At 50.9% G+C, this 16,421-nt stretch carries 15 protein-coding genes, 1 tRNA gene and 1 pseudogene; 10 read left to right on the forward strand and 7 right to left on the reverse strand.

The window, feature by feature from the left end; all coding sequences use genetic code 11:
* Nucleotides 1-139 precede the first annotated feature (139 nt).
* The 3 genes from M8010_RS08420 to M8010_RS08430 are packed head-to-tail and all read left to right on the forward strand — an operon-like array spanning nucleotide 140 to nucleotide 3,386.
* A complete protein-coding gene (locus tag M8010_RS08420; protein WP_250090375.1) occupies nucleotides 140-925 on the forward strand; it encodes an ATP-dependent zinc protease family protein in 786 nt (261 codons plus the stop codon).
* Nucleotides 922-2,439: an inactive transglutaminase family protein gene (locus M8010_RS08425; RefSeq protein ID WP_250090376.1), complete on the forward strand. Its 1,518-nt coding sequence runs from the start codon at nucleotides 922-924 to the stop codon at nucleotides 2,437-2,439. The genes M8010_RS08420 and M8010_RS08425 overlap by 4 nt, the downstream gene beginning before the upstream one ends.
* Nucleotides 2,439-3,386, forward strand: a complete 948-nt coding sequence (locus M8010_RS08430) for an alpha-L-glutamate ligase-like protein (protein WP_250090377.1) — start codon at nucleotides 2,439-2,441, stop codon at nucleotides 3,384-3,386. Before M8010_RS08425 ends, M8010_RS08430 begins: the two co-directional genes overlap by 1 nt.
* 85 nt (nucleotides 3,387-3,471) lie before the next feature.
* On the opposite strand, the gene M8010_RS08435 is transcribed toward M8010_RS08430, so the two are convergent.
* Both M8010_RS08435 and M8010_RS08440 read right to left on the reverse strand, forming a co-directional pair.
* Entirely contained in the window at nucleotides 3,472-5,064 is a 1,593-nt protein-coding gene (locus M8010_RS08435) for a BCCT family transporter (RefSeq protein WP_250090379.1), read from the reverse strand.
* A gap of 213 nt (nucleotides 5,065-5,277) precedes the next feature.
* Nucleotides 5,278-6,867, reverse strand: coding sequence for a BCCT family transporter (locus M8010_RS08440; RefSeq protein WP_250090380.1), 1,590 nt, complete (start codon nucleotides 6,865-6,867; stop codon nucleotides 5,278-5,280).
* A gap of 198 nt (nucleotides 6,868-7,065) precedes the next feature.
* Here M8010_RS08440 and M8010_RS08445 point away from each other — a divergent pair, with 198 nt between their 5' ends.
* Together M8010_RS08445 and M8010_RS08450 are read left to right on the forward strand one after the other, a co-directional pair.
* Nucleotides 7,066-8,709 (forward strand): FMN-binding glutamate synthase family protein, encoded by a 1,644-nt coding sequence (locus tag M8010_RS08445; protein WP_250090382.1) that lies wholly within the window; start codon nucleotides 7,066-7,068, stop codon nucleotides 8,707-8,709.
* A 113-nt stretch (nucleotides 8,710-8,822) separates the two neighbouring features.
* Nucleotides 8,823-8,899, forward strand: a tRNA-Pro gene (locus M8010_RS08450).
* A 122-nt stretch (nucleotides 8,900-9,021) separates the two neighbouring features.
* Here the strand turns inward: M8010_RS08450 and M8010_RS08455 are convergent.
* A complete protein-coding gene (locus tag M8010_RS08455) occupies nucleotides 9,022-9,486 on the reverse strand; it encodes a hypothetical protein (protein ID WP_250090383.1) in 465 nt (154 codons plus the stop codon).
* Nucleotides 9,487-9,650: 164 nt separating this feature from the next.
* On the opposite strand from M8010_RS08455, the gene M8010_RS08460 reads away from it, so the two are divergent.
* A complete protein-coding gene (locus M8010_RS08460) occupies nucleotides 9,651-9,863 on the forward strand; it encodes an AlpA family transcriptional regulator (RefSeq protein WP_250090385.1) in 213 nt (70 codons plus the stop codon).
* A gap of 106 nt (nucleotides 9,864-9,969) precedes the next feature.
* Here M8010_RS08460 and M8010_RS08465 read toward each other — a convergent pair whose 3' ends face one another.
* The 3 genes from M8010_RS08465 to M8010_RS08475 all read right to left on the reverse strand — a co-directional run bounded on the left by M8010_RS08465 (nucleotide 9,970) and on the right by M8010_RS08475 (nucleotide 12,872).
* On the reverse strand, nucleotides 9,970-10,386 hold the full coding sequence (locus M8010_RS08465; protein WP_250090387.1) for a hypothetical protein: 417 nt from the start codon (nucleotides 10,384-10,386) through the stop codon (nucleotides 9,970-9,972).
* 190 nt (nucleotides 10,387-10,576) lie between these two features.
* The gene (locus tag M8010_RS08470; protein ID WP_250090389.1) at nucleotides 10,577-10,867 is read right to left on the reverse strand and encodes a hypothetical protein; all 291 of its coding nucleotides are present in this window, start codon (nucleotides 10,865-10,867) and stop codon (nucleotides 10,577-10,579) included.
* On the reverse strand, nucleotides 10,848-12,872 hold the full coding sequence (locus M8010_RS08475; RefSeq protein ID WP_250090390.1) for a phosphotransferase: 2,025 nt from the start codon (nucleotides 12,870-12,872) through the stop codon (nucleotides 10,848-10,850). Before M8010_RS08475 ends, M8010_RS08470 begins: the two co-directional genes overlap by 20 nt.
* A 272-nt stretch (nucleotides 12,873-13,144) precedes the next feature.
* Between M8010_RS08475 and umuD the strand changes: the two genes are divergently transcribed.
* The 4 genes and pseudogenes from umuD to M8010_RS08495 form a co-directional block, all read left to right on the forward strand.
* A complete protein-coding gene (umuD, locus tag M8010_RS08480) occupies nucleotides 13,145-13,588 on the forward strand; it encodes a translesion error-prone DNA polymerase V autoproteolytic subunit (RefSeq protein ID WP_250090391.1) in 444 nt (147 codons plus the stop codon).
* A 60-nt stretch (nucleotides 13,589-13,648) separates the two neighbouring features.
* Nucleotides 13,649-14,932 carry a Y-family DNA polymerase gene (locus M8010_RS08485; protein WP_250090393.1) on the forward strand — a complete coding sequence of 428 codons (1,284 nt, stop codon included), beginning with the start codon at nucleotides 13,649-13,651 and terminating at the stop codon, nucleotides 14,930-14,932.
* A gap of 72 nt (nucleotides 14,933-15,004) precedes the next feature.
* On the forward strand, nucleotides 15,005-15,208 hold the full coding sequence (locus M8010_RS08490; protein ID WP_250090395.1) for an SOS response-associated peptidase family protein: 204 nt from the start codon (nucleotides 15,005-15,007) through the stop codon (nucleotides 15,206-15,208).
* Nucleotides 15,209-15,232: 24 nt separating this feature from the next.
* Nucleotides 15,233-15,670, forward strand: a pseudogene (locus M8010_RS08495) (SOS response-associated peptidase family protein); the annotation flags it as partial.
* A 162-nt stretch (nucleotides 15,671-15,832) separates the two neighbouring features.
* Here the strand turns inward: M8010_RS08495 and M8010_RS08500 are convergent.
* A complete protein-coding gene (locus M8010_RS08500) occupies nucleotides 15,833-16,315 on the reverse strand; it encodes a hypothetical protein (protein ID WP_250090396.1) in 483 nt (160 codons plus the stop codon).
* Nucleotides 16,316-16,421 lie beyond the last annotated feature (106 nt).

Genomic DNA, 16,421 nt, shown 5'->3' on the forward strand with positions numbered 1-16,421 from the left:
CTGGCCTGTGAATAAGATAGCTATGCCCGCCAGGGCAATGACTTTAATTGCGGCACTCTTTATTACTGCATTCCGACTATTACGGAATTCCGGAATTTGAGAATTCACGCCGCGGGTTCAGGGGTTTCGGATGTTCTTGATGAGTTCAGGTTTTGGAAAACTGACGGCGGCCACTGCATTGCTACTGTTTTTATCTGGCTGCACGACAGACCGCTACTTGATGGTAGAGAAAAAAGACCTTGAAGCTCTCAACACCTCGGTTGTCAACCAGGGCGACCAAGTCATCAGCCTTGAAAATCGCACACACGAAGGTTTCCAGGCACTGACCCGCCTTAACGAAGAATCCACCCAGAATATCCTGCAGGCAATTACAGAACAGGTTGAAAAGCCCACCTGCCCGCCTGCGCCCGAACAGCCCGTATGCAAAGTCAGTGATGCGGATGACGATGGCAGGGCCGACAGGCTCAAAGGCAAGGTCATCGTTGGCGAAGTTGAAAAATTTTACCTGGTAGGTCCCGGACTGGTTTATGACGCACGCATCGACAGCGGGGCCGAAACCTCGTCACTTGATGCCAGAAACATTACCCGCTTTGAACGGGATGGCAGTAACTGGGTCAGGTTTGACGTACCGATGCCGGACTCCGATGACCTGGTGACGGTTGAGCGCGAGATTTCCCGCCGAGTCAAAATCATACAATCCAGTGCAGATGAGTCGGAACGACGGGTGGTGGTGGAACTGCAGTTCATGATTGGTAATCATCGGCAACAGGCGGAGTTTACCCTGACAAACCGCGAGCACCTGTCGCACGCTGTACTGGTAGGACGAAACATTCTGAGGGACGTTATGCTGATTGATGTGGGCAAGGAATTCGCCACTGAATTACCCGACTCGCTACCTGAAGACAGCGATGGGGACGAATCTTGACTTCCCGCTCGCGTATCCCGTTTTATCTTGCCATTCTCCTGCTCATCGCTGCCGGCATTTCGGTCGCTGTCTGGCGACATGTCGAACTGGGTATTCCCTGGTTCACCGGCGAGCAACAGCCGGTCTGGATGGTAGAAGCCCGGGTTGATTTCACGGGTACCGACGAACCGGTCCTTGCCAGTATGAACATCCCGGATCAGCCCCCGGGGTTCCGGATTATTTCCGAACAGGCTGCCTCGCCGGGTTACGGTTTTTCGATTGTCGAGGATTCCGGGAATCGCCGGGCAGAGTGGTCCAAACGCAGTGTCAACGGCCCACAAACCCTCTACTTCAAAGTTCAGCTGGTACCAGACGACCGCATCCAAGGCAGCAAGCCCACGCGCCGCCCGAAACCGGAACCGGTGTTCTGGGAGGAACCCCAGGCCACGGCTGTGGATGAGCTGCTGCAACAGGCGGCTGCCCGTTCCAGCACACCGGAGAGCATGACCCGCGAGCTGATCAAACTGCTACAGCCGGATAACAGCGCACAGAACACAACGCTGCTGGTATCGGACTCCAATTATATTGACCTTCTGAACCGCATGCTGAACCACGCCGGCATTCCAGCACGAACCGCAGATGGGCTGACCCTGGAAGATGCAAGGCGGCGGCAACAGCTTCGTCCATTCCTGCAGATCTACGACGGCAGCAGGTGGCTGACCTTCAACCCTCGGACTGCCGAGCAGGGACTGCCGGAAAATGTACTGCTGTGGAGGCAGGCAGCCACTTCCCTGCTTGACCTGGAGGGCGGTGACGACTCGGAAGTGGGCTTTTCCATGCTCCGGCAAACTGTGCCGGCACTGCAGCTTGCCCAGGCCCAGTCATCGGAGAATGGCCTTGGTTTCCTCAGTCTTTACCAGCTTCCGATCGAAGAACAGGGCATGTTCAGAATGTTGCTGTTACTGCCATTGGGCGCACTTGTTGTTGCGTTCATGCGAATCGTGGTCGGCATAAAAACTTCCGGCACCTTTATGCCGATATTAATCGCTGTGGCTTTCGTTCAGACCACACTGATTCCGGGGCTGATTGCGTTTATATCCGTGGTGGCCATCGGTTTGTTGATGCGCGGCTACCTGTCGAGCCTGAACCTGCTACTGGTGTCGCGGATATCCGCATTGATCATTCTGGTCATTTTCATCACTGCCGGGCTCAGTATTGCGGGCTACCAGATGGGCTTCAACACCGGCATGACCGTCACTTTCTTCCCCATGGTTATCATTGCCTGGACCATCGAACGCATGTCCATACTGTGGGAAGAAGAAGGTGCCCGTGAGGTATTCGTACAGGGCGCAGGCAGTCTGTTCGTTGCCGTGTGTGCTTTCCTCTTGATGAGCGCCCCCCTGGCAAGTCACCTGACTTTCAATTTCCCGGAGTTGCACTTTGTGGTGCTGGGTCTGATCCTGCTGATGGGACAATATACCGGCTACAAGCTGTTTGAACTTCGTCGCTTCCATCCCATGAAGGCTTACGACTAATGGGCTGGATCTCGCCCTTCAAGCTCAATCAGCTGGGAATGCTGAACATGAACCGGCGCAATGTAGACTTCATTGCCCGGTATAACAGCCGTGCCTCCTACCCAATGGTGGACAACAAGCTCAAAACCAAGCTGGTCGTAGCGGAGTATGATGTTCGTACCCCAAAACTGCTTCAGGTTGTGCGGCAGCAGCATGAGATTTCCCATTTTCGGCAAATGGCCGAAGATCTCGAAGGCTTTGCCATCAAACCCGCCAAGGGGTCCGGAGGCAAGGGCATTACCGTGATAACCGGGCGGGATGGTGATGAATACGTGAAGGCCTCTGGTGCACGAGTGCCGGCAGCCTATCTTGAGCGACACCTTTCCAACATCCTTGCCGGGCTCTATTCGCTGGCTGGCACACCGGATGTGGCCATTGTGGAAAGCCTGGTGGAGTCCATTCCGGGGCTGGCCCGGTATTCCTTCCAGGGCGTGCCTGATATCCGCATTGTGGTGTTTCAGGGCTATCCGGTAATGGCGATGTTAAGGCTGGCCACGACCGCATCGGATGGCAAGGCCAACCTGCATCAGGGTGCTGTGGGCGTAGGGCTGAATATCGCCAACGGCCGCGGCCTGAATGCGGTGCAGTTCAACCGCCCTATTTCCTTACATCCGGATACCGGTCTGGCGCTTGAAAACATTGCTATCGATGACTGGCAGGAAATGCTGGTAATGGCATCACGGTGCTATGAGGCGACCGGGCTGGGCTATATGGGCGTTGATCTGGTCGTTGATATCAACCAGGGACCGCTGCTGCTCGAGTTGAACGCTCGTCCTGGCCTTGCCATCCAGATGGCCAATGGTCGCGGCCTGCTGCCACGCCTTCGTAAAATTGAAGCCCTTCGCAAGCCCCATTTCACGCCGGAAGACCGGGCTGACTATGCCATGGAAACGTTCAGCGCACTTTGACTTTTGCACTACTGCATGGCAAAAGGGCCCCACTATGTGAGGCCCTTACATCTGATTGTATCGGAACTGACGAACAGTCAGCCCGTCACATTTTTCCTTCAGCTATCAGCAGTCGGCGCTCATGATGCAACCCTTTGAACAGGCTATAACTCATTACCAACAGCACCAGAGTAAACGGTAAGCCGACACTCAAAGCACCTGCCTGAAGAGCCTCAAGCGCCTCCTCACCGCCAACGAACAGCAAAACACCTGCAATAGTACCCTCGGTAATGGCCCAGAAGATCCGCTGACCTTTGGGGGCGTCAACCTTTCCGCCCGATGTGATGCTATCGATCACGAGTGAACCGGAATCGGAAGAGGTGATAAAAAAAGTCAGTACCAGCGTGATGCCGATGAATGATGTAATGGCCGCGAATGGAATGTTCTCCAATGCCTGGAACAGTGCTAGGGATTCATCGGTCAGCCCTTCGGAACCCAGCGCTCCGATGCCGTTCTGAACCTGCTCAAGCCCACTGCCACCAAAGGTGCTCATCCAGACTGCGGTAATGATCGTCGGGATGATCAGCACTGCCGTCACAAATTCACGCACTGTGCGCCCCCTGGACACGCGGGCGATGAACATGCCCACGAACGGAGACCAGGAAATCCACCAGGCCCAATAAAACACCGTCCAGCCGTGGAACCAGGTAGTGTCATCTTCGCGGCCAAACGGATTACTCAGCGCCACCATATTCGAAGCATAGGAAACAGTTGTTTCCCACAACCAGTTGAAAATGGCCAGAGTGGGACCTGCGAACAGAACGAAGACAAGCAGCAGCCCTGCCATCACCATGTTCGCATTACTCAGCATCTTCACACCGCCGTGAATACCCCGAATAACCGAAATGGTTGCGACCGCCGTCACACCAGCGATGACGGCCACCTGAACATTGAGGCCACCTTCAATACCGAACAGATAGGAAATTCCGGAGGCTGCCTGCTGGGCACCAAAGCCAAGAGAGGTGGCAAGACCGAAAATCGTCGCCAGAACCGCCACGGTATCAATGACATTGCCAGGCCAACCCCACACCTTGTCACCGAGAATCGGGAAAAACGCTGAGCGAATAGTCAGTGGCAGGTCTTTATTGAACGCAAAAAACGACAACGAGAGGCCAACAATGGCGTAGATCGCCCACGGGTGCAGGCCCCAATGATACATCGTCGCCCCCATTGCCAGCCGAGCGCCTTCTTCGGTATTCGGCTCGACGCCCAGTGGTGTTCCAAACCAGTCCGTGTAATAGGCAACAGGCTCGGCGACAGACCAGAACATCAGGCCAGTGCCCATACCGGCAGCAAATAACATCGCGAACCAGGACAACAGGGAAAACTCGGGTTTGGCATCGACGCCGCCGATTCGAATCTTACCCACTGGCATGAAAATAAGGGCCAGGCTAAAAAGAACAAACAGGTTGGCACTGAGAAGGAAGCCCCAGTCGAACACAGCAATAGCGCCGTTTTTGGCACTATCGAGTAACTCTTTCGCTCCGGACGGAAAGATCAGAGTTCCAACGACAAAAGCAACAATCAGTAATGCCGTTACCGGAAACACAATGTTGTGTATATCGAAACCGAACTTGGCAATATTGTCTTGCCCTGCTACATAATCGGTCTGATATTCATCTTTAATGACGTCACCCAAAGTGATGTCCCCCATCGCTGTAAAATTTGGTAGCCGAATTTATTTTAGACCACCTGAACATTACACGTGGGAAATGCTAAAAGTTTGAACTCTAAGAATCAAAGTCTCCTGGCCATCTCTTTCGGTAATCCGGTACAACTGCGCCTGTACTCAAGGCATAAAAAAACCGGAGCCAAAAGCCCCGGTTTTTCTTCGCTCAACTCAAGGGTGCTTTTACATCTCACCCTTGGCCATGAGCAACTTGCGCTCATGGGTCAGCCCTTTCAGCAGACCCCATGTCATGACCAGCATGACAACCGTGAACGGCAGGCCAGCACTGATGGCGACCGCCTGGATCGCGCCCAGGGCATCATCACCACCACCGAAGATCAGCGCGGCCGCGATGGCACTTTCCATCACAACCCAGAAGACACGCTGAGAAGTCGGGGCATCGGTTTTGCCGCCAGCGGTAATGCTGTCGACAACCAGCGAACCGGAGTCAGACGATGTCACGAAGAACACAATTACCAATACAATGCCAACGAATGACAGAATGCCGGTCAGCGGCAGGTTGGCAAACATCTGGAACATCGCCAGCGACACATCGGTCAGGCCTTCTTCAGCAAGAGCACCAGTGCCCTGCTGGATCTGCTCCAGCGCCGCGCCACCGAAACCACTCATCCATACAATGGTGATGAGCGTGGGAATCAGAAGAACGGCCGTAACAAATTCACGCACTGTGCGGCCTTTGGAGACCCGGGCAATGAACATACCAACGAACGGTGACCAGGAGATCCACCAGGCCCAGTAGAACACGGTCCAGCCGTGCATCCAGGCTTCATCTTCACGGCCAAACGGGTTGCTCAGTGGAACAATGTTGGCGACGTAAGTGGAAGATGTCACCCACAGTGTTTCCAGAATGGCCATGGTCGGGCCGGCAAAGATTACGAAGAACAGCAGAATGCCTGCCAACGCCATGTTGACGTTACTGAGGATCTTTACACCGCCATCGAGGCCGCGAAGAACAGAGATCAGAGCCAGCGCCGTGACACCGACAATGATGGCCATCTGGACGTTGATACCTGACCCTGTTTCAAACAGGTAATTCATGCCAGACGCAGCCTGCTGCGCGCCGAAACCAAGTGACGTTGCCAGACCAAAAATGGTCGCTACAACTGCCAGGACATCGATAATGTGGCCAGGCCAACCCCACACCTTGTCTTTCAACAGTGGGAAGAACGCCGACCGAATAGTCAGCGGCATGCCTTTGTTGTACGCAAAAAACGCAAGTGACAGAGCCACAATGGCATAGATAGCCCAAGGGTGAAGACCCCAGTGGAACATGGTGCCACCCATCGCCAGACCAACGGCCTCAGGGGTATTGGCCTCAACGTTGAACGGGGTTTCGTACCAGCCGGTATAATAGGCCACCGGCTCGGCAACGCCCCAGAACATAAGGCCGATCCCCATACCGGCAGCAAACAGCATGGAGAACCAGGACAGGGTCGAGAAGTCCGGCTTCGCATCCATGCCGCCAAGGCGGATTTTACCAATAGGCATGAAGATGAGCGCGAGGCTCACAATGACAAAAATATTGGCACTGAGCAGGAAAAACCAGTCAAAACTGCCAATAATGTCCCACTTCAAACCGTCCAGAATTTCCTTCGATTGTGCAGGAAACATCAGAGTACCAATTACAAACAGTAAAACGAGCACTGCTGTAATCGGAAAAACCGGCGCGTGCAGGTCAAACCCAAACTTCTGGATGTTGTCCTGCCCCGCGACGTAATCCGTCGAGTATTCGTCTTTGACTACCTCACCCACAATGGGAGCCCCCTTATTTTGATCAGGAATGAGTAAAAGTACTTAGCTCTTCACGTTACAAGTTCGACATCTTATTGGTTTGAGTTCAAAACATCAAAGTGGCGCTATACTGAGGCACTTATTCAAGAATAGACCAAATCCAGAAACACGACGGTGTTTTCCTTATAGAACGCCTTCTGTTCCCAGAATGAGGTTAAAATGGCCAAAACGAGAACCTTTCCTTTCCGCTACACACTCTATGTCGCCAGCATTGCCGGATTTCTGATTACCCTTCCCCTGAGCGTTTATTGGGGCGGCTGGTATATCCTGCCCCTGCTTTTCGCTGGCCTGACTGCCCTTGGCACCCGGGATCTGGTACAAAGCAAACGCACAGTCAGCCGCAATTACCCGATCATCGCGCATTTTCGCTACTTTTTTGAATCCATTGGCCCGGAAATACGCCAGTACTTCATCGAGTCAGATACGGAAGAACGGCCTTTTTCCCGGGAGCAGCGCACAATCGTTTATCAGCGTGCAAAAAACGTCCTGGATAAGCGACCTTTCGGCTCACAGCTCAATATGTATGAAGAGGGCTTTGAGTGGCTTAACCACTCCCTGCGCCCTACTGAAATTGAAAGCAACGACTTCCGGATCGACATCGGAAAAAATTGCGCCAAGCCCTACAGAGCCAGTGTTTTCAACATCTCCGCCATGAGCTTTGGCTCACTTTCACCCAACGCCATTTTGAGCCTGAACAAAGGCGCAAAGCTGGGCAATTTCTATCACGACACCGGTGAAGGGTCGATCTCCCGCTATCATCGGGAACCCGGTGGCGATCTGGTTTGGGAAATTGGTTCCGGTTATTTCGGGTGTCGAAACAAAGATGGCAGCTTCTCTGAGGAAATGTTCCGGAAAAACGCCTCTCTTGATCAGGTAAAAATGATAGAACTCAAGCTATCTCAGGGAGCAAAACCCGGGCACGGCGGCATCTTGCCAGGCGAAAAGGTGACGGCTGAAATCGCGGAAGCCAGAGGCGTGGAGCCGGGCAAGGACGTGGTCTCACCCGCCAGCCACCCGGCTTTCAGTACGCCCATCGAAATGCTGGAGTTTATTGAGAAGCTCAGAGAGCTCTCGGGCGGCAAGCCCGTGGGCTTCAAGCTGGCGATTGGTCACCCGTGGGAGTGGTTCGCTATCGTCAAGGCCATGCAGGAAACTGGCAAGAAGCCGGACTTTATCGTCGTGGATGGCGGCGAAGGTGGCACTGGTGCGGCCCCCCTGGAATTTATCAACCGTCTCGGTGAGCCCCTAACCGAAGCCCTGCTACTGGTGCACAATACGCTGGTTGGCACCAACCTGCGTGAGGACATCGCCATCGGCGCGGCGGGCAAGATTACCTCTGCCTTCGGTATTGCCCGTACCCTCGCCCTGGGCGCCGACTGGTGTAACGCCGCACGGGGTTATATGTTTGCCCTTGGCTGCATTCAGGCGCTCAACTGCCATACCGGCAAGTGCCCCAGCGGCGTTGCCACCCAGGACCCCAGGCGAGGCAAAAAGCTGGACGTTGAGGACAAAAGCCAACGCGTCTACAACTTCCACAAGAACACTCTGGACGCGCTCAGGAACCTGCTCGCGGCTTCTGGCCTCAACCATCCCTCGGCACTGGGCCCCGAACACATCCTCAGCCGGACTTCAAAAACCGAGATCCATTCCTATCTGGATCTGTTTCGGTTTCTTGCACCAGGTGCACTTCTTGAAGGTGAAACCGGTGTCAGGGTATACGATAAATACTGGCCGGTAGCGCGAAGTGACAGCTTTGACCCTCCCGAATTCATCATGGAACTGAGGGAAACCAAGCTGCGCTAGAAATCATCGCCGAAATGCCCTGACGATGTTTATTTTTTAAAGAAGCTGGTGTAGACTTCGCTTCCGCTAAGCCACTGAGATTTATCTCAAGTTTCCTTGGCCGCTAGCAAATTCGGGGCGTAGCGCAGCTTGGTAGCGCACTTGCATGGGGTGCAAGGGGTCGTAGGTTCAAATCCTACCGTCCCGACCAATTAGATCAAATACTTAGCCCGGCTTCGAAAGATCCGGGCTTTGTCGTTTCTGGAAAACAGCCTTTCTCGTCACCGTTTGGTCACCGTTTCTCAAACCCTTAAAAATCTCGTCACCACTCGGTCACCGTTTCGCATGTCTCTCAAACATACCCTTTGAAAGGAACGGCTCCACCATTCGGCCGAAATCCTCAACGCCCATTTTTTCAAAATCCCGCTCTAATTGCCTGCGGCGAATGCATTCTTGCTTCAACTGTTCCTGCATTACCTGATTGTGCAGAAATAGCAACCCCGCCAGATCGCTCACACGCGACGATTCCTGCTCTGTCCTAGCTAGCACACTCTTTAATTCTGAGCATTGCTCACGAAGCTCCTGCGGACTCTCCCCAAGGCCAAAATCTGGCAGGGTTATTTCATCCAGATATATCAGCATCTTAGCCCAACACACCTGAGCATCACCAAGCAGGCGTAGAGCATCCTTTTTTGCAGATTCACCGTCCGCCCTCCCTGGCCGAATATCCCGCTGAAGAAAGTGGCAATCCGATTCAAACCGCTTTTGCTGATCCTCAAGACACGAAACAAATCCCATGACAGCACTCCTTTCTTGTTGTGTTCTAAAAACACTACCAACAGAAAGTGGCATGGCCCTGCACGAGTTGTGGCGAATAATGGCAATCGAGCCAACACCGAATTCCGGGCGCTGGCACGTTCTGATTTCCAGCAAATATTATGGATGAAAATAGGAGTAGTGTTATGAGAGTGCTGAGACTCGCAGAGGTAATTGAGAAAACCGGCCTGGCAAGATCGACCATATATAAGTATGCCGATCTGGGCAGATTCCCGAGACCGATATCGCTGGGTGGTAAATCCGTAGGCTGGATCGAATCGGAAATCCACGAGTGGTTGCAAGAGAAACAGGTCGAGCGTGATATGCGGCATGGGCCATCCAGAGGCTGGGGCCTTTAATTATTTCTGAAAACGTTATGGACGGTGAGGGCCTTCCATAGACCCACAACAGGCCCTCCCGTTCATGCCAGGAGCACCTTGTCCACACTGTTTGTGAGAGGTAAGGCTAATAGCGTTCATCTCGCAGCAGCGGGTCGCCACCCCCACCTGTAATTTCTAGTATTTCACAGATAAGCTTGAAATGTTTACGCGTTATGCCGTATACAATTTTCCCATTTCCATGATCGTTAATTGATCTAATCTCTGTAAATTTACCCCATTGACCTTGGCCTGTGATGTAATTGTTGACTTCGTGGTGTTTTTTTAGCGATTGATCTATAAAAATCGCCACGTAACTTTTAACTTGTTGCCACTCGATATCCGAGAGGTCGAATTCAGAGATGAACTTCGACTCTTCACTTTTTGAAATATAGCGATCTACAGAGGTTGATCCACTGGCATACTGGTCCAGCCATCGGTCCATGAAATCAGGATCATTTGCGGTTCCTCCGTACGACTCACAAAAGTCTGCATAGTCACCCATGTCATTCTCCATATTTTGGGCATGGAATTTCTGACGAATTTTTTAACGCCGCGCTCTGCGGTAATTTAGGAGCGTAGCGGAAAATTGTCCAACAGCAGCGCTTTGTTATACGGCAATAAACCGGCCCTACATAACTTTCTCTCGGCCGGAATCAAATAGAAAGTCATCGATTCAAGTTCAACTGCTAATACTAGGCTGTGTACTTTTCGTACTCTTCTAAGTACATGTTTTCTGACTCATCACGAAATTGCTGCCGTCTCTGATGCAGATCACTAAGCTTTTCACTAATACTCTTATATATGATTTGATGGGCTTGATTTCTAAGTTTAGCTTCGTCGTAAGTATCGATTTCAAAGCCGTCTTCGAGAGCCACGTTAACCAACCTCAGTAGAACGTTTTTATCCAATTTATCTATTGGCTTATAGTCACCTTCTTCAGTTAAAAAGTAACCTTGACTGTTATCAATCTTTAATACTTTCATAACCACTCCTCCTTTCAACATAAGCACCTTCGCCAGCTTCCAATGACTCCAGTGTTACCTTAAAATTATCTATTGTTTTACCATCAACTGACCGTAGCTCTTTATCCGATGGGTGCCCTGAATACCTTCGATACACAACCTCTTGCCCTTCAACTTCCTTAGATGTATACAAAATATAATCTGCACTTATCGAAGCACCGACAGTACTATTATGGGTAACAACCACTACGGGCATAGTTTTAGAAAGCTCTTTCAATATCTGATTAACTTCTCCTTTCAAAAATAGGTTATCAAAAGAAGACTCTGGCTCATCGATCAATAAATAGTCATAATTTTGAGCATCCTTGATTTCTTGCAGCAATCTAAATTCTGACCTTTCACCGCCGGAAACCCTAAAGCCGTCTCGGTTTAGTATCTCGTATTCAATGCACGTAAAATATTTATAAAACTCGGAGGGCGTTAGAGCCTCGTTATCCTTTAATAGCATCAAGTATTGGTATGGAGAAGAGTACTCTTTATATGCATCGGTAAATGCCACTTTTCTGCCACTAACACCCTTAACCTCACCTGCTCCTGTAAAAGCGCGTTGCTTACAAACCACTTTAAATCCCTGAATGTTTTCTTCATGTATTACCTTTTCTGTCTGCAATCGTTTTGCAATTTGATTAAACCTTTGCACCTTCTGGTGCTCAATCATGACTTTGTATAGATCAACATCTTTGACTTGAGTTGAAGATGAACGCAGATGAAGTTTGCTTTTAACGTCTCGAACAACATCATTCACAGCGCTCTTTTTCTTTCGTTCGAGATTCTTGGCCCAAAGAAGACCTATCAATTCACATGCCAGTGCTTTCAAGGCATCCATATTGAGATGTCTATCAATTACTTCCCTGTGTTCAATGTTTTCGATCAGTAGACGTACAGCACCAAAAAGGTCACTGAGTCCCTTTTCATCGCCTGTATCAAATAAAGTTTCGTTAAACAGTGCAACTTTGGAAAAAGCATCACGTTTCCCAGCTTCCTCTGCCAACTTCATTAGAGTGTCAAGGTAATCACTTACCTTTCGCCGATTTGCTGCTAGGTCAATATTTATAACGTCGTCCACAACAGCCTTGAACGGGCTCAAATGTTTATCAGCAAAGTTGCTTTTCTTACGAGCAACGCCGTCATTAAACTCTTTCTCATTGACGGCATCATCTCGCTGAACTAAAGAGAACTGGGGAATGTATTTTACATTTTCACACTCTTCATTTATTCGATTTAAGGTTACAGTTTTCCCTGACGACCTTGTTCCAAAAATAATATTCAAACCGGTGGACAGTTGCTGACCATCATCAAAAATATTAAAAAGAGAGTTGCCATCTAACTTCGAGAGAGCAACCTTTTTTCTATCTCGAAGACTGTGCTTTATGGCATTTAAAGTCAGCTCCCCACAGTCAATATATGTCTGCCTAGGGGGAAATATGCTCAAACCTTCCTTGATTCTTAAATCACTAAATAGAACTGGCGTTAGCTCAGTCTCATCTCTCGCCATACGAATAAACTTTTTAGGGCTATCAACCTCACCTGCAGAGATAAACGCACTTAGCTGGGCAATGTTATCTCTCGATACAGCAGGTTTTTTCTGATAATGGGGGATAAGTAAATAGTTATTTAGATCGCCAAAAATTTGGATTAGTTCATCTACACTTATTGAATCCCCTATTTCCGTTATCTTCTCAGAAACTAGCCTAGTTTTAATTTGAAACTCTTCTAAATTTCTATTTTCGGAAATAACTAAGATGTGACCATTATCTAGATTTACTTCAATTCCGGGAAAGACAATACAGTCTAACGCGTCGTCGATCTCATGGAATTGAGTAAGATTGAAAATATCGTGATTTGTTATAGCTATGGCGTCGAGTTCAGCAGAATTAACGTATTCACTAAACTTGTCTAGTGAAAATGTAAAGTCTGCATCACTGATTGTAGGGATTGTGTGTAAGTGAAGATCAATTTTCTTCAATGGTCTCTCCATGAGCAATTAGAAGAAGATGCCACACCTTCTCTTCAATGAAAAAAATTTTAGCCAATGGTATCCCCAGTGCGTGGCAAGCCCTCGATATCTAGACACCTGACCGCTTCTTGATTACGCTCCGCGCTGCCACATGCACTCTCTCCAAATCGCGATAAAACAACAGCCTAGCCTAGTGTCGCTTTCCTCGCCACGTAATCGTTTGACATCGACCTTTTGCCCCACCAATAATACTGTATAAATTAACAGTACTAGGTGTCTCCATGCCCTGCTCCCTCCTCGGTGACTACAACCCCATTTCGGTCCTGAAAATCCCGCTGTTCCTGGAACGGGTCTCGGCGGGTTTTCCCTCCCCAGCGGAGGACTACGTTGAGAAAACACTCGATCTGAACGAACTATGCATTCAGCACCCTGCCGCTACTTTCTTTGTCCGTGTACAGGGCGAGTCAATGACTGAGGCCGGTATTTTCCCGGGTGACGTGCTGGTGGTGGACCGATCTCTCCAAGCCCGGCATGGGGATATCATTATCGCTAGTCTGGAAACCGAAATGACGGTGAAGCAGTTACATTTGTCTCCCCCGCCCGCAAAGCTTTTGCCGAGAAACCCTGGCTATGAACCCATCGTTATCGGGGACGATATGGTGCTTGAGGTGTTTGGAGTAGTGACCAATGTGGTGCGCTCTTTTACCCGTGGCGGGTTGTCATGAAGCGACGGCTAGCTTCGGTATCCTGGATCGCAAGATGAGCTGTGTTCAGGGCGAGCCAGGATGACATCGGTTTTTGCCCTCGTGGACTGTAATAATTTTTACGCCTCCTGCGAGAAACTATTCCGGCCGGATCTGCGGCATACGCCGGTGGTCGTGCTTTCCAATAATGACGGCTGTGTTGTGGCTCGATCGAAAGAAGCTAAAACTCTCGGAATCAAGATGGGTGTGCCGGTTCATCACATTCAATCGGACATCCGCCGACACAAGATCCAGGTGTTCTCATCGAATTACACTCTCTACGGCGACATGAGCCGACGGGTTATGGTCACACTGGAGTCGCTGGCGCCGCGCGTCGATGTCTATTCCATCGACGAGGCGTTTCTGGATTTAACGGGTATTGATCGCGTGGTGTCCTTTGAAGAATTCGGGTGCCAGGTCAAAAACACGATCTTTCGAAGCGTTGGTCTGCCGGTCTGTGTTGGCATTGCGCCAACCCGGACCCTCGCCAAGCTTGCCAACTACTCGGCAAAACACTATCCAGCAACCGGCGGGGTGGTCGACCTGACAGACACCGCCAGACAGCGCCGTCTGATGGCAAGGGTTCCAGTTGAGGAGGTATGGGGTGTCGGGCGTAAGCTCAGCGCCAGGTTGCAGGCTATGGGCATTGAAACCGCTTTAGACTTGGCTGATGCGGACCCGGCGACCGTTCGAAAACGATTCTCTGTTGTGCTGGAGCGAACAGCTCGCGAACTCAGAGGCATCGCTTGCCTGGCCTGGGAAGATGCGCCCCCGGCCAAGAAACAGATCATGTGCTCACGTAGCTTTGGCCAACCCATCCAGGCTTTATCCGATTTAGAGGAAGCCGTTAGCCATTACACGGCGAGGGCCACTGAAAAACTCCGTAAAGGTCAATTGTACGCCGGGGAGCTGATGGTGTTTATTCGAACCAATCCATTTCGGGCGTCTGTTCCTCAGTATTCCAGAAGCGCATCCGTCAGCCTGGTTAGTCCGACACAGGATTCACGAGTGATTACCCGCCAGGCCATGACGCTGCTCCGATCGCTCTATCGATACGGCTTTGACTACGCAAAAGCCGGGGTTATGCTGAGTGAACTGGTGGACGGGACAGGTTTGCAGTCAGACCTGTTTGAGGCCCCGGGCGAGCATAATTATTCGGCAGAGCGAGCCGCTCGACTAATGGCGGTGATGGACGACATAAATCGAAAATCCCGCGCCACCGTCACTATGGCCAGGGAGGCAGGGCCTGGTGCATACGCCATGAGGCGGAAACACCTGTCACCAGCCTACACCACAAGCTGGAAACAGCTACCAGACGTTTACTGACCGTTCCGACAATCTTGCGAACGAACCGTCCAGTGAACCACAGAACATGCAGAGCTGATCAAGGAGGCCAAAATGTGTGGCCGGTACAATGTAACGGACTCTCCGGAAATCCAGACTCTGATGGGTGAGCTTGGCCTAACTGGCATAGCGCCCTCACCGCAACTGAACGTGCCGCCCGGCGGCACGGGTGAATTTGTGGTTGAAGCGGACGGGAAGCGCCTATTAATACCCGGCATCTGGTCACTACTCATTGAGCCCAAACCCGATGGAAGCTGATTTCGTCCTAACCCCAAGTTCCAGACCTTCAATGCCCGCAGTGATCGCCTCACTAGCAGCCCGCTTTGGAAAAAGGCTTTCCCCTCAAAACGGTGTGTGATTCCGGTGAGCGCATTCCATGAGTGGCGTGGGAAACAGGTTTACAATATCCACCCCGTAAACGAGGCAACGGCGCTGGCCGGGCTATGGCAGTCCTGGCACTTTGGCCATGAGCGGATGAACTCGTTCACAGTAATCACGCTACCGCCCCACCCAAAGTTCAGCCACATTCATCCGAAAAGCATTCCCCTGATGCTGCGGCCTGATGATTTTGAGCTCTGGCTCGATCCGGACTTCCACAAGGTCGATGCTTTTCATCATCTGCTGAAAACGCACATACCGGCCCCGGTATTGTGTGAGCCCGTTCAGAGTCCAACGAATTTGGGATTGGCAGGAGAGCCTGAAGAATTGGCGGCGGATTAATTGGACTAAAAAGCAGGCGAACCTGACCCAAAGCCTATATCAAAGACATGAGCATTAAGGCGTTTACTGAGCGATCAAGGCAGATCATAGAGTAGGAGACCGGTGCCTGATTGATTCAGGCACCGGTCTCAAGTTCATCTATTAAGCGGCATGATATCGAGCTTATTCAAATATCAACTCCGACTCGTCTTCAGTCCAAGGCCCCATCTCTTCAATCCGCTTTATTGCTGGAAGCAGAAATTCCTCGGGGTAAATATCACCAAATTCTTCTCGAACTGTTTTGGAGACAGAAATCGAGGAATGGGAATAACCATTCGGGGTTTCTACACTCGGCACGGAGTACACCGCACACCTTTCAAAAGCTGAGCACATGAACGTTTCGATATCTCTATAAGCATACTCACTAGCAGCAATTGGAAGAGCTCTTCCAATACCACGACCTATTTGCTCTCTGCGGTCTTGCAGATTCCGAAATCCGTCTTTGACAACGTTTTTGTGCAGTAGGGCCCACGATTGAAAGCCAAGAGCTTTGGCAAGATCATTCTGATATTGAGCCAGGGGCCCCGTGCCAGCGGCTCGCTTTTCTGCTTTTGCAGCTCTTTTCAGGTTGATCAAGAACTTATTGGGGGATAGATAGTAGGACACGTTTTTTCTCCAAGTACAGAGCCAATTTCGATTGGCCGATCCGCAGGCCCAATCAAACAAGCTCTGATTGGTGAAATCACGTTTTTTTAGATGGAGGGCTGCTCGT

The sequence above is a fragment of the Marinobacter sp. ATCH36 genome (assembly GCF_023555055.1).
Lineage (GTDB): Bacteria > Pseudomonadota > Gammaproteobacteria > Pseudomonadales > Oleiphilaceae > Marinobacter.

Excerpts from the sequence above, each read along its gene's own strand:
- M8010_RS08465 (WP_250090387.1), bottom strand. The coding sequence starts at position 10,386 with ATGGGTGACTATGCAGACTTTTGTGAGTCGTACGGAGGAACCGCAAAT.
- M8010_RS08455 (WP_250090383.1), bottom strand. The coding sequence starts at position 9,486 with ATGGGATTTGTTTCGTGTCTTGAGGATCAGCAAAAGCGGTTTGAATCG.
- M8010_RS08430 (WP_250090377.1), top strand. The coding sequence starts at position 2,439 with ATGGGCTGGATCTCGCCCTTCAAGCTCAATCAGCTGGGAATGCTGAAC.
- M8010_RS08445 (WP_250090382.1), top strand. The coding sequence starts at position 7,066 with ATGGCCAAAACGAGAACCTTTCCTTTCCGCTACACACTCTATGTCGCC.
- M8010_RS08470 (WP_250090389.1), bottom strand. The coding sequence starts at position 10,867 with ATGAAAGTATTAAAGATTGATAACAGTCAAGGTTACTTTTTAACTGAA.
- M8010_RS08460 (WP_250090385.1), top strand. The coding sequence starts at position 9,651 with ATGAGAGTGCTGAGACTCGCAGAGGTAATTGAGAAAACCGGCCTGGCA.
- M8010_RS08485 (WP_250090393.1), top strand. The coding sequence starts at position 13,649 with ATGACATCGGTTTTTGCCCTCGTGGACTGTAATAATTTTTACGCCTCC.
- M8010_RS08490 (WP_250090395.1), top strand. The coding sequence starts at position 15,005 with ATGTGTGGCCGGTACAATGTAACGGACTCTCCGGAAATCCAGACTCTG.
- umuD (WP_250090391.1), top strand. The coding sequence starts at position 13,145 with ATGCCCTGCTCCCTCCTCGGTGACTACAACCCCATTTCGGTCCTGAAA.
- M8010_RS08420 (WP_250090375.1), top strand. The coding sequence starts at position 140 with ATGAGTTCAGGTTTTGGAAAACTGACGGCGGCCACTGCATTGCTACTG.